Genomic DNA, 11,007 nt, shown 5'->3' on the forward strand with positions numbered 1-11,007 from the left:
AACGGTTTGGACCGTCCGTCTGTGCGGCCGCCCTTGTGGGCGACGCTGTAGTCGCGATTCGGGCACCTCGTCCATCCCCGCCCTTTCTCTGCTCATGCGAAGGGGAAGAGGCGCCACCATGGCTCTTTCTCTTCCAGCACGCGGGCAAAGCTGGGTCGCGCCTCCAGCCGCGCCAGATAGGCGGCGAGCACCGGAAAATCCGTACCCAGCGGCACGATCTTGTCGGCATAAAAGATCGCCGGGGCGGCGGCGCAGTCGGCCAGGGTGAAGGCGTCGCCCACCGCCCAGCGCCGCCCGGCCATCCGCTCCTCGATCAGCGCATAGGCCTTGGACAGCAGATCGTGCGCCTGCGCCACGCCCAGCGAATCGCGCTGCGCTTCCGGCCGCAGCCGGTCGGCCACGATCGCCTGCATCGGCGCCATGACATAATTGTCGAACAACCGATCCATCAACCGCACCTCCAGCGCGGCATCGGGATCGGCGGGGATGGGGCGGAAGGTGCCGGGTTCGTGCTGGGCGAGATATTCGATAATGATGCTCGCTTCACCGATTGTGGCGTCGCGCGCCGGATCACGCAGCAGCGGAAATTTGCCGATCGGCCACAGCGTCATCCATTCCTGCGCGACGTCCGCTTCCTCCAGAGTCCGGGCGGCAAAGGGTGCGCCATTTTCGTAGAACGCGATCAGAACTTTCCAGCAATAGGAGGAGAGGGGGTGATAATAGAGAATCATCGGGCGTTCTCCGTATAACAGCAATATCTGCACATTTGGCAGCAGCCGGGCATGGCGCGCCCCGTCCATGGCGGGCGGCGCTGACGATCGATCGTCACAACCGTTTTAGACCTCGGTCTGAATTTGGCTGACAAGCGAAATTTATTTTTCGGCCTGCATATCCCCCTTGCCTTTTTTGGGGGCAAGGCAAGTCCATGCGTCGCCTGCGCGCCTGACAGCGAAATGGCTTCCGTTGGCGATGTGCCGAGTCTTTCAATTGTCATTTACCCTCTTGCGCCTGCAACGGGCTATGGCACTATCTGTGGTATCGGGTTAACGGGGGTCACCCAACAGATTGTGATTGCGTCGCTGGTGAAATTTCCAGCGCGGGGGGATTCCTGCCCCTGCAATCGCTCGGTTGGGCCTTTTCCGTCCCCGGCGCGGTACGGTTCATGCTAGGATGCGCGGCTTGTCGCGACCCGCTTGACCGAATCGAACGAAACAGGAACATCGGGGGCTCGCATGGATTTTCGAGATAGTGGACAAGGTGCTGGCGACGTGGCGATTGTGATGGACGATCTTTTGGACGATATGAAGGCGCAGGCCTCAGCGGCGCCGGTGGAAGCGCGGGCCGAGCCGGAGGTGCTGACCTCCTCGACCGTGCAGGCGCGGCGCTTCCCCGTCGTAACCGATTCGTCGCGCGACGCGCTGCTGACGGAGTTCGGCAAGGATACGCTGAACGACCGCTATCTGTTGCCCGGCGAATCCTATCAGGATCTCTTCGCTCGCGTGGCGGCCGCCTATTCGGACGACGCCGCCCACGCCCAGCGCGTCTATGACTATATTTCGCGCCTCTGGTTCATGCCCGCGACGCCGGTCCTGTCGAACGGCGGCACTGGCCGTGGCCTGCCGATCAGCTGCTATCTCAACAGCGTGGACGACAGCCTGGAAGGCATCGTCAACACCTGGAACGAGAATGTCTGGCTCGCCTCGCGCGGCGGCGGTATCGGCACCTATTGGGGCAATGTCCGCGGCATCGGCGAACCGGTCGGCCTCAACGGCAAGACCAGCGGCATCATTCCCTTCGTCCGGGTGATGGATTCGCTGACCCTGGCGATCAGCCAGGGGTCGCTGCGCCGTGGTTCGGCCGCCTGCTATCTCGACGTCTCCCATCCGGAGATCGAGGAGTTCCTGGAAATCCGCAAGACGTCGGGCGATTTCAACCGTAAGGCGCTCAACCTCCACCATGGCGTCCTGCTGACCGACGAGTTTATGGAAGCGGTGCGCGACGGCGCGGACTTCCATCTGCGCAGCCCCAAGGATCAGTCGATCCGCGGCACGGTCAACGCCCGCGCCCTGTTCCAGAAGCTGGTCGAAGTACGGCTGGCCACCGGCGAGCCCTATATCGTGTTCAACGACACGGTGAACCGCATGATGCCCAAACATCATCGCGATCTGGGCCTCAAAGTATCGACCTCCAACCTCTGCTCGGAAATCACGCTGCCCACCGGCCGCGACCATCTGGGCAATGATCGCACGGCGGTCTGCTGCCTGTCGTCGATGAACCTGGAAACCTGGGACGAATGGAAGGATCATCCGACCTTTGCCGAGGATATCATGCGCTTCCTCGACAATGTGTTGCAGGATTATATCGACCGCGCCCCGCCCGAAATGGCGCGCGCCAAATATAGCGCGATGCGCGAACGCTCGGTCGGCCTGGGCGTCATGGGCTTCCACAGCTTCCTCCAGGCGCGTGGGCTTCCCTTCGAAGGCGCGATGGCCAAGTCGTGGAACCTGCGCATCTTCAAACATATCAACGCCCAGGTGAACGAAGCGTCGATGATGCTGGCGCAAGAGCGGGGTCCGTGCCCCGACGCCGCCGATCAGGGCGTGATGGAACGCTTTTCCTGCAAGATGGCGATCGCGCCGACCGCGTCGATTTCCATCATCTGCGGCGGCACGTCGGCCTGTATCGAACCGATCCCGGCGAACATCTATACCCACAAGACGCTGTCGGGCAGCTTCTCCATCAAGAATCCCTATCTGGAAAAGCTGCTGGTCGCCAAGGCGAAGGACAGCAGCGCGGTGTGGAACTCGATCCTGGAAAAGGGCGGCTCGGTCCAGCATCTCGACTTCCTGAGCCAGGAAGAAAAGGACACGTTCAAGACCAGCTTCGAAATCGACCAGCGCTGGCTGCTCGAACTGGCCGCCGACCGCACGCCCTATATCGACCAGGCGCAGTCGCTGAACCTGTTCATCCCGGCTGATGTGGAAAAATGGGATCTGCTCATGCTCCACTTCCGCGCCTGGGAACTGGGCATCAAGTCGCTCTACTATCTGCGGTCGAAATCGGTTCAGCGCGCGGGCTTCGCCGGCGGCGTGGAGGCTGACAATACGATCGACGCACCCAAGTTCGAAATCGGCGAGACCACCGACTATGACGAATGTCTGGCCTGTCAGTGATGCCATGATTCCCTCTCCTTTCAGGAGAGGGAGGGAGCCGCGAAGCGGCGGAAGGGTGAGGTTGGTGCGCAATTATCGCAATCTGTCCTCCGGGTCTGTCAGCAAGGCCCGCGCTCTCCGTCGCAACGCCACCGACGCTGAAAAGCTGTTATGGCGCGCACTGCGAGAAAAACTGGCTGGCTACAAATGGCGTCGTCAGGTCCCCCATGGCCTCTATGTTGCGGACTTCCTCTGCTTTTCGGCGAAGCTGATCGTGGAAGCAGACGGTGCTACCCATGTGGAAAGCATCGAACAGGATGACGTGCGCACCCGCTATTTCGAAACGCAAGGCTATCAGGTTCTGCGTTTTTGGAACCATGACGTGATGGATAATCTGGACGGAGTCCTGACCCGGATTTCCCTTTCTCTGCGGGAGAGGGAAGGAGGCGCGAAGCGCCGAGAGTGTGAGGGCAAATGGCCGGGCGATCAAACACCTTCACCCTCCCACGCCTGACGGCGCGGGTCCCTCCCTCTCCCAATGGGAGAGGGAATGAACAGATTTCGCGGAGTAACCCACCATGCCCCTTCTCCAAGCCTCCAAGGTGTACAAGCCCTTCGAATATCCCTGGGCCTATGAATATTGGAAGCGCCAGCAACAGCTGCACTGGCTGCCCGAAGAAGTGCCTTTGGGTGAGGATTGCCGCGACTGGGCGCAAAAGCTGTCCGATCATGAGCGCAACCTGCTCACGCAAATCTTCCGCTTCTTCACCCAGGCCGACGTGGAGGTGCAGGATTGCTACCACGAAAAATATGGCCGCGTGTTCAAGCCGACCGAGGTCAAGATGATGCTGACCGCGTTCAGCAACATGGAAACCGTCCATATCGCCGCTTACTCGCATCTGCTCGACACGATCGGGATGCCCGAAAGCGAATATAGCGCTTTCATGCAGTATAAGGAGATGAAGGACAAACACGACTATCTGCAGCAGTTCGGCGTCGACACGGACGAGGATATCGCCCGCACGCTCGCCATGTTCGGCGGCTTTACCGAAGGGCTGCAGCTCTTCGCCTCCTTCGCGATGCTGATGAACTTCCCGCGCTTCAACAAGATGAAGGGCATGGGGCAGATCGTCACCTGGTCGATCCGCGACGAAACGCTCCATTGCGAAGGCATCATCAAGCTGTTCCACGCCTTCTGCGCGGAACGCAACTGCCTGACCCCGGCGGTCAAGGACGACATCATGGACATGTGCCAGAAGACGGTGCGGATCGAGGACGCCTTCGTCGATCTGGTCTTCGAAATGGGGCCGGTGCCCGGCATGACGCCCAAGGACATCAAGAAATATGTCCGCTACATCGCCGACTGGCGCCTGGGCCAGCTGGGCCTCAAGCCCATCTACATGATCGACGAGCATCCGCTGCCCTGGCTCGCCCCGCTGTTGAACGGCGTCGAGCACGCGAACTTCTTCGAAACCCGCGCGACCGAATATTCGAAGGGCGCGACGCGCGGCCAGTGGAATGACGTCTGGGACGCCTTCGACCGCCGCCAGAAGGTCAAGGGCAGCGACGCGGCCAACACCGACGAAAGCGACCCGGACATGTTCAAGGCGGCGGGCATCGCGGCGGAGTGACAATGATCCAAGGTGGCGCCGATGCGATGGCGCCACCTTTACGCTTCCAATATGCCTCTGACGGCGGGACCGGCGTTTTGCGTCCATAACGGACCCATCTTCCGCCAAAATGGCGAAATCCGCTTTATGCTCGCCCCATGACCGAGCCAGCCCCGCCCCCTCACACGTCCCGCCGCCACAGCTATATCTGCAATGTCTGCGGCAGCGACCATGTCACGCGCGATGCCTGGGCGGCGTGGGACATGGCGGCGCAGCAATGGGTGCTGGAGGTCGTCTTCGACCAGTGCTGGTGTCATCGCTGCATGAGCGCCACGCGGCTCGACCGGGTCGTGCTGACCAGCCCGATCACCTTTGCCGCCCCCGATCCGGCCCCGATCCCACAAAGGACCGCGTCGCCGGGGTGAAGCTTCCTCAACCCCGCTCGCTTATCCTGCGCGCCATGTTCTTCGGCGTCCGCCTCCGCTCGCTCTTCACCAGCCGCTGGTTCGCGCTGCTCTGGGCGCTGCTGGTGATCCTGACCGCCATCCAGTTCGTCGGCTCCGGCGACGACAGTCCCGGCGCGCAGGACGACAACGCTGCCGCCGACGGCCTCACCAACGACCAGCGCGCCGCCCTCGCCAGCGCGCTCTGACGCCGTTGGCGCTCTGGGCGCATCCGGCCGATCCCGTCCGCGCTGTCCTACATGCCGCCGCTACGCTATGCTCTGCCCGTTCCTTCGCATCGTCAGGCCGCATCCCGCCGCGCGAGGGAGAAATCGTCCTGCAAAAAACTTGCCATGATCGACAGGCATGAAGTTCCGGATGCCCGCGTCGCCGCTTTTCGTCCCTGTCTCCGGACTGAACGATGCGTTTTGTTCCGTTCATGCAACATCCCCTAATCTCACGGGTTCTACCGCCACGATACCCAGAGGGAAGGAGTCCCACCCGTGAGATTTTCGTTGCACAAGGCCATCGCCGCCCTGTCGCTCGGCGCAATCGCCCTGACCGGCGTCGCCGCCACCCCGGCCTTCGCCCAGCCCGGCCATCATAATCGCGAGCATCGCCAGGAACGGCGCGAGGATCGCCGAGAATTTCGCCAGGAAAAGCGCGAGGACCGTCGCGATTTTCGCCAGGATCGTCGCGCCGATCGTCGCGGTTTCCGGCAGGATCGCCGGGAAGACCGCCGCGATTGGCGCCAGGATCGCCGCGCGGACAATCGTCGCGCCGACTATCGCCGTCCCGGCCGTCCGGTCTACAGCTATGACTGGAACCGTCCCGATCCGCGCTATGGTCGTTCCTATCGGCCCGACCGCTATTATCGCACCGGCTACGCCCCGATCCGGGTCGATCGCCGCACTCGCATCTACCGCGGCTATGACGACCGCTATTATTGCCGCCGGTCGGACGGCACCACCGGCCTGATCGTGGGCGCAGCGCTGGGCGGCCTGCTCGGCAGCCAGATCGACCGTGGCCAGTCCAATGTCGCGGGCATCCTGATCGGCGGCGGCGCCGGCGCGCTGCTGGGTCGCGAGATCGACCGCGGCGGCGTCAACTGCCGCTAAGTTGGCACTAGCACCAGGGGTGGCGACTGCCATCCCAGCGTCGGGCCAGTCCTTCGGCGACCAGTTGGTCGCCGATCGACTGGCCTCCGCGCGTCACGATCCGCAGGGCGCGACCATAGCGGTCGCTGTCGCGATCGCCGCTTTCCAGCGAAAAGGCGCCGTCATTCATCAGCGCCTGCAACCGCTGCGTCGCGCGCGCGCCCAATTCGCCTTCCGCTGCGCAGCGCGGCCCATGAGTTTCGGGCGTATCGATGTCGGCGATGCGATATTTGTCGCCGCGGAACCAGAATGTGTCGCCATCGACCACGCAGTTGGTCCCGCCGCCGCTATGGCAGAAGCTGAAATCGGCCCGCAGGCCGTCGGCCGCAACCTCCGGCGCCGGCGCAGCGATCGGGGGCAGGTCGATCCGCGCGATCCAGTCCGGCCCGTACCAGCCAAGCAGCAAGCCCAGGCACAGCATGTAGAGGAGCGCCGGCCCGCTAAATCCCGATCGGACCTGCCGGCCGCGCGCATATTTTTGTCTCGCCATGCCCCCGCTCTAGCGAGCGTCCGGCAAACAGGGCGTTAAAGCCGATCCAGCTTTTCACCGATCCGGCGGCGATCCGATTTGACGCCGGTCAACGCCATGGCCCGGCGCGCTGCCATCCCGGTCGGGATCATCCGAAATGGCGCTTAAAGGATGAACGCCGTCGCGAGCGCCCGGCGCTATTCGTCCTCCTCGGTCGGCCCCATCTCTTCCTCTTCGTCATCCATTTGCGGCTCGCCGGCATAGGCGTCCATGTCGATCCGGCCGGACCGGTCCATCTCGGTCATCTTGTCGACCAGGTCGGGCGTGTCGTCGGGGATGATCTGCGCCGGGTTGGTACGCCCGCCATGCTCGCTTTCTTCGGCAAGGTCGGTTGAGCGCGCCCGCGCATCGTCCGCGACATCCTGCGCCTGGGTGCCGGCTTCGGCCTGTTCCTTATTGTCTTCCAGTTCGCGGTCGGGGGTAGGGCGGTCCATCGCATGTCTCCTTGGGGCCTGATGCCCGATCCTTCCCCAACGGCCTTGCGCGCCCGCCGTTCCGGGGAAATGACTGGCCCGGAAATGACTGGACAGTCTTTCGTCAAGGAGGCAAAGGCCGCTCTGATCCTTTCGCACTGCAGCAGGAATCTCCCATGCCCCGCCAGCTCATTTCCTCCGGCTCGCCCTTCGAGGCGCAGGTCGGCTATTCGCGCGCCGTCGTCCAGGGCGACTGGTGCTTCGTCGCCGGCACCACCGGCGCCGATCCCGAATCCAAGGCCATGCCGGACGATGTGGTGGCGCAGGGCAGGAACGCGCTCAAGGTGATCGGCAAGGCGCTGGACGAGGCCGGCTTTGCTTTTGCCGATGTGGTGCGCGTGACCTATTATATCACCGACGCGGCCTATTGGGACGTGATGGGCGAGATTGCCGGCTCCGTGTTCGGCGACATCCGCCCTGCGGCCAGCTGCGTCATCGCCGGTCTCGTCAAGCCGGACATGAAGATCGAAATCGAAGTCACCGCCTTCAAAGGGTAACAGGAGCACCGCATCATGATTACCATGTATGGCATCAAAAATTGCGACACGATCAAGAAGGCCCGCAACTGGCTGGACAATGAACGGGTCAGCTACAGCTTCCACGATTATAAGGTCGCGGGCGTCGACAAGGCGAAGCTGGAAGAGTGGGTGATGGAACATGGCTGGGAAACCATCCTCAACCGGTCCGGCACCACCTTCAAGGCGCTGGATGCGGGCGACAAGGCGCATATCGACGCGGACAAGGCGATCCTGCTGATGATCACCAACCCCTCGATGATCAAGCGCCCGATCCTCGACACCGGCCGCGAAATACTCGTCGGGTTCAAGGCGACAATCTATGAAAATGCGGTTCAGGGCGTGAAGGCATGATCGGGCGGGGGCTGGCGCGCATCGGACTGTATCTGTTGATGAGCCTCATTCCCCTCTCTGCGGTTCAGGCCGAACCGATCCTGATCGCCCATCGTGGCGCCAGCGGCGAACGGCCCGAACATACGCTCGCCGCCTATGAGCGCGCGATCGACCAGGGGGCCGACTTTATCGAACCCGACCTGGTGTTGACCAAGGACGGCGTCCTGGTCGCCCGGCATGAAAATGAAATTGGCGGCACGACCGATGTCGCGGATCATCCCGAATTCGCCGATCGCAAGACAAGCAAGACGATCGACGGCGTCGCCATGACAGGCTGGTTCACCGAGGACTTCACCCTGGCCGAACTGCGCACCCTGCGCGCCCGCGAACGGCTGCCCGATGTGCGTCCCGCGAACAGGCGCTTTGACGATCTCTATCCGATCGCGACCTTCGAAGAGATATTGAAGCTGGTCCGCGCGAAGGAGGCCGAGGCCGGCCGTCGCATCGGCCTCTATCCCGAAACCAAGCATCCCAGCTATTTTGCGGGCATCGGCCTGCCGCATCAGGCCGCCTTGCTCGACCTGCTGGGCCGCTACGGCTATCAAATCGAGGCCGACCCCGTCTTCATCCAGTCGTTCGAGGTCGGCAATTTGAAAGCGCTGCGCGCCGCCTCGCGCCTGCGCCTGATCCAGTTGGTCGATGCGGAAGGCGGCCCGGCCGACCTGCCCGGCACGACCTATGCCGACATGCTGACGGTCCAGGGCCTCACCGACATCGCCACCTATGCCGATGGCGTTGGTCCGTCGGCGGCGCTCATCATCGCGCCCGAAGGCCCCACCGCGCTGGTTGGCCGCGCCCATGATGCGGGCCTGCAGGTGCATGTCTGGACGCTGCGGATGGAAAACATCTTCCTGCCCGCCCAATATCAGCGTGCCGACGACCCGCAGGGCCGTGGCGACTTCGCCTCCTGGGTCCGCGCCATTGCGGCCACCGGCGTCGATGGCGTCTTCAGCGATTTTCCGGGGCAGGTGAAGGCTGCGCTGGAGTCGGTGCGCTAATCAGTCATTCGTTCTTCACTCTGCCGGCTGCCACACCGAAAACTTCTTTCTCTCTCGCCACGCTTGACTTGCCAAAGCGGGTGGGCGGGCGAATAACAGCCGCATGTTGTCCCAGAAGACCCGTTACGCCATCCGTGCGCTTCAGCATCTCGCCGATCGCTACCGCCAGGGTCCAGTGCCCCTCAACGACATTGCGACGCGCCAGAATATCCCGTCCAAATTCCTGACCGTGATCCTATCGGAACTGTCGCGGGAAGGACTGGTCGCGACCCAGCGGGGGCGGGACGGGGGCTATTGGCTGGCGCTGGCGCCGGTGGATGTCAGCTATGGCGACATCGTCCGGCTGACCCGCGGCTCGCTCGCGCTGACGCCCTGCGCCAGCCGCTTTGCGCATGAAAGCTGCACCAACTGCCTGCCCGAATCGGAATGTCGCCTGCACCGTGTGATGCTGCGCGTGCGCGACGAGACGGCCAAGGTGCTGGACAGCATCAGCCTGGCCGAACCGTTCGCGACGATGGATGAGGCCTGAGCCTTGCGCTAGCGCGTCACCTTCGCCACATCATTCCCATGACCATGCCGCCGCTCAAAGCCGTCCTGATCCCCGTCACTCCGTTGCAGCAGAATTGCACCCTCTTCTGGTGCACCGAAACGATGCGCGGCGCCTTTGTCGATCCGGGCGGCGATCTGCCGGTGCTCAAGAAGGCGGCCGCCGATAAGGGGGTAACGATCGAGAAGATCCTCGTCACCCATGGTCATATCGACCATTGCGGCCAAGCTGGTGTTCTGGCGCGCGACCTCAATGTCCCGATCGAGGGGCCGCATGAGGATGACCGTTTCTGGATCGACCGGTTGCCGCAGGATGGCGAGCGCTGGGGCGTGCCAGGCGAGAGTTTCGAGCCGGATCGCTGGCTGAGCGACGGCGATCGGGTGACGGTCGGCCATCTGACCTTCGATGTCTATCATTGTCCCGGCCACACGCCCGGCCATGTCGTCTTCCACCATGCGCCCAGCAAGCTGGCCATCGTCGGCGACGTGTTGTTCCAAGGCTCGATCGGCCGCACCGATTTCCCGCGCGGCAATCATCAGGATCTGATCGACGCGATCACCGGCAAGCTGTGGCCGCTGGGCGGCGAGACGGCGTTCGTGCCTGGCCATGGCCAGATGAGCAATTTCGCCCATGAACGCCGCACCAACCCCTTCGTCGCCGATTCGGTGCTGGCGGGTTGATTATCCCCGCGCCGCCATCGCCGGCGGCACTGGCATTTCCCGCGTCGCCATATAGGCGATCATCAGCGCCGCGATCGCCATCGCGACCATCACGCCCCAGGTCAGCAGCGCGCCGCCCGCGCGCCAGACCGTGGGCTTGTCCGCGTCCATGCCGAACGCATGAGCGACCCGCGCCACCACATAGACCAGGGCGCCGATCCACAGCCATAGGGACGCGCCCACGGCCATTTCGACCAGCGCGAAGAGGATCAGCACGATCGGCGTATATTCCACGAAATTGGCGTGCGCGCGCATCCGCCGCGCCAGCAGGTCGTTGCCCGCATCGCCATGCATCACCTTGTCGGCGATGCGAATCCGCGCGCAGCGAGTCGCGATCCACAGGTTAGAGCGGTTTCCACTCATTCCGGTTCATATCCGCACGATTTGAAGTAATTGGCGCATTCGTCGGGCTGGAAGATATCGACGAGCTTTCCTATCAGGCCCCAAAGCCCGCTGACGGTTCGCTCGCCT

The 11,007-nt window shown here is 63.2% G+C and carries 15 protein-coding genes and 1 pseudogene; 11 read left to right on the plus strand and 5 right to left on the minus strand.

The features are described 5' to 3' along the window. Nucleotides 1-92 precede the first annotated feature (92 nt). Complete coding sequence (locus EWH12_RS02435; RefSeq protein ID WP_129925597.1) at nucleotides 93-731, minus strand: glutathione S-transferase family protein; 639 nt, start codon at nucleotides 729-731, stop codon at nucleotides 93-95. Between the two features lie 501 nt (nucleotides 732-1,232). Here EWH12_RS02435 and EWH12_RS02440 point away from each other — a divergent pair. The 6 genes from EWH12_RS02440 (at nucleotide 1,233) to EWH12_RS02465 (ending at nucleotide 6,323) form a co-directional block, all read left to right on the plus strand. Then, on the plus strand, nucleotides 1,233-3,173 hold the full coding sequence (locus tag EWH12_RS02440; protein ID WP_422917707.1) for a ribonucleoside-diphosphate reductase subunit alpha: 1,941 nt from the start codon (nucleotides 1,233-1,235) through the stop codon (nucleotides 3,171-3,173). A 64-nt stretch (nucleotides 3,174-3,237) separates the two neighbouring features. Next, nucleotides 3,238-3,666 (plus strand): endonuclease domain-containing protein, encoded by a 429-nt coding sequence (locus tag EWH12_RS02445; protein WP_129925598.1) that lies wholly within the window; start codon nucleotides 3,238-3,240, stop codon nucleotides 3,664-3,666. 64 nt (nucleotides 3,667-3,730) lie between these two features. Next, nucleotides 3,731-4,783, plus strand: a complete 1,053-nt coding sequence (locus EWH12_RS02450) for a ribonucleotide-diphosphate reductase subunit beta (protein ID WP_066606765.1) — start codon at nucleotides 3,731-3,733, stop codon at nucleotides 4,781-4,783. A gap of 137 nt (nucleotides 4,784-4,920) precedes the next feature. Further along, nucleotides 4,921-5,187, plus strand: a complete 267-nt coding sequence (locus tag EWH12_RS02455; protein ID WP_066606763.1) for a hypothetical protein — start codon at nucleotides 4,921-4,923, stop codon at nucleotides 5,185-5,187. Next, nucleotides 5,184-5,414 carry a hypothetical protein gene (locus EWH12_RS02460; protein ID WP_242495924.1) on the plus strand — a complete coding sequence of 77 codons (231 nt, stop codon included), beginning with the start codon at nucleotides 5,184-5,186 and terminating at the stop codon, nucleotides 5,412-5,414. The genes EWH12_RS02455 and EWH12_RS02460 overlap by 4 nt, the downstream gene beginning before the upstream one ends. Before the next feature lie 294 nt (nucleotides 5,415-5,708). Further along, on the plus strand, nucleotides 5,709-6,323 hold the full coding sequence (locus EWH12_RS02465) for a glycine zipper 2TM domain-containing protein (protein WP_129925578.1): 615 nt from the start codon (nucleotides 5,709-5,711) through the stop codon (nucleotides 6,321-6,323). A gap of 7 nt (nucleotides 6,324-6,330) precedes the next feature. Here EWH12_RS02465 and EWH12_RS02470 read toward each other — a convergent pair whose 3' ends face one another. Beyond that, a complete protein-coding gene (locus tag EWH12_RS02470; RefSeq protein WP_129925579.1) occupies nucleotides 6,331-6,852 on the minus strand; it encodes a thermonuclease family protein in 522 nt (173 codons plus the stop codon). Between the two features lie 176 nt (nucleotides 6,853-7,028). Further along, entirely contained in the window at nucleotides 7,029-7,325 is a 297-nt protein-coding gene (locus EWH12_RS02475; RefSeq protein WP_066606756.1) for a hypothetical protein, read from the minus strand. Between the two features lie 155 nt (nucleotides 7,326-7,480). Between EWH12_RS02475 and EWH12_RS02480 the strand changes: the two genes are divergently transcribed. The 5 genes from EWH12_RS02480 to EWH12_RS02500 all read left to right on the plus strand — a co-directional run bounded on the left by EWH12_RS02480 (nucleotide 7,481) and on the right by EWH12_RS02500 (nucleotide 10,497). Next, nucleotides 7,481-7,861: a RidA family protein gene (locus EWH12_RS02480; RefSeq protein WP_129925580.1), complete on the plus strand. Its 381-nt coding sequence runs from the start codon at nucleotides 7,481-7,483 to the stop codon at nucleotides 7,859-7,861. A 15-nt stretch (nucleotides 7,862-7,876) separates the two neighbouring features. Further along, nucleotides 7,877-8,233, plus strand: coding sequence for an ArsC family reductase (locus EWH12_RS02485; protein WP_066606752.1), 357 nt, complete (start codon nucleotides 7,877-7,879; stop codon nucleotides 8,231-8,233). Beyond that, nucleotides 8,230-9,270, plus strand: coding sequence for a glycerophosphodiester phosphodiesterase (locus EWH12_RS02490; protein WP_129925581.1), 1,041 nt, complete (start codon nucleotides 8,230-8,232; stop codon nucleotides 9,268-9,270). The genes EWH12_RS02485 and EWH12_RS02490 overlap by 4 nt, the downstream gene beginning before the upstream one ends. Nucleotides 9,271-9,373: 103 nt before the next feature. Beyond that, a complete protein-coding gene (locus EWH12_RS02495) occupies nucleotides 9,374-9,799 on the plus strand; it encodes an RrF2 family transcriptional regulator (protein WP_066606744.1) in 426 nt (141 codons plus the stop codon). A 38-nt stretch (nucleotides 9,800-9,837) separates the two neighbouring features. After that, nucleotides 9,838-10,497, plus strand: a complete 660-nt coding sequence (locus EWH12_RS02500; RefSeq protein WP_066606741.1) for an MBL fold metallo-hydrolase — start codon at nucleotides 9,838-9,840, stop codon at nucleotides 10,495-10,497. Here EWH12_RS02500 and EWH12_RS02505 read toward each other — a convergent pair whose 3' ends face one another. Both EWH12_RS02505 and EWH12_RS22435 read right to left on the minus strand, forming a co-directional pair. Next, complete coding sequence (locus EWH12_RS02505; RefSeq protein WP_129925582.1) at nucleotides 10,498-10,899, minus strand: MAPEG family protein; 402 nt, start codon at nucleotides 10,897-10,899, stop codon at nucleotides 10,498-10,500. It lies immediately after the preceding gene. After that, a pseudogene (locus EWH12_RS22435) lies at nucleotides 10,896-11,007 on the minus strand (IS630 family transposase); the annotation flags it as partial. The pseudogene EWH12_RS22435 and the gene EWH12_RS02505, both read right to left, overlap by 4 nt.

It is taken from the genome of Sphingobium cupriresistens, from assembly GCF_004152865.1.
Taxonomy (GTDB): Bacteria; Pseudomonadota; Alphaproteobacteria; order Sphingomonadales; family Sphingomonadaceae; genus Sphingobium; species Sphingobium cupriresistens.

Coding starts and splice junctions, on each gene's coding strand:
- EWH12_RS02435 (WP_129925597.1), bottom strand. CDS start 731: ATGATTCTCTATTATCACCCCCTCTCCTCCTATTGCTGGAAAGTTCTG.
- EWH12_RS02440 (WP_422917707.1), top strand. CDS start 1,233: ATGGATTTTCGAGATAGTGGACAAGGTGCTGGCGACGTGGCGATTGTG.
- EWH12_RS02450 (WP_066606765.1), top strand. CDS start 3,731: ATGCCCCTTCTCCAAGCCTCCAAGGTGTACAAGCCCTTCGAATATCCC.
- EWH12_RS02455 (WP_066606763.1), top strand. CDS start 4,921: ATGACCGAGCCAGCCCCGCCCCCTCACACGTCCCGCCGCCACAGCTAT.
- EWH12_RS02470 (WP_129925579.1), bottom strand. CDS start 6,852: ATGGCGAGACAAAAATATGCGCGCGGCCGGCAGGTCCGATCGGGATTT.
- EWH12_RS02475 (WP_066606756.1), bottom strand. CDS start 7,325: ATGGACCGCCCTACCCCCGACCGCGAACTGGAAGACAATAAGGAACAG.
- EWH12_RS02480 (WP_129925580.1), top strand. CDS start 7,481: ATGCCCCGCCAGCTCATTTCCTCCGGCTCGCCCTTCGAGGCGCAGGTC.
- EWH12_RS02485 (WP_066606752.1), top strand. CDS start 7,877: ATGATTACCATGTATGGCATCAAAAATTGCGACACGATCAAGAAGGCC.
- EWH12_RS02490 (WP_129925581.1), top strand. CDS start 8,230: ATGATCGGGCGGGGGCTGGCGCGCATCGGACTGTATCTGTTGATGAGC.
- EWH12_RS02495 (WP_066606744.1), top strand. CDS start 9,374: ATGTTGTCCCAGAAGACCCGTTACGCCATCCGTGCGCTTCAGCATCTC.
- EWH12_RS02500 (WP_066606741.1), top strand. CDS start 9,838: ATGACCATGCCGCCGCTCAAAGCCGTCCTGATCCCCGTCACTCCGTTG.
- EWH12_RS02505 (WP_129925582.1), bottom strand. CDS start 10,899: ATGAGTGGAAACCGCTCTAACCTGTGGATCGCGACTCGCTGCGCGCGG.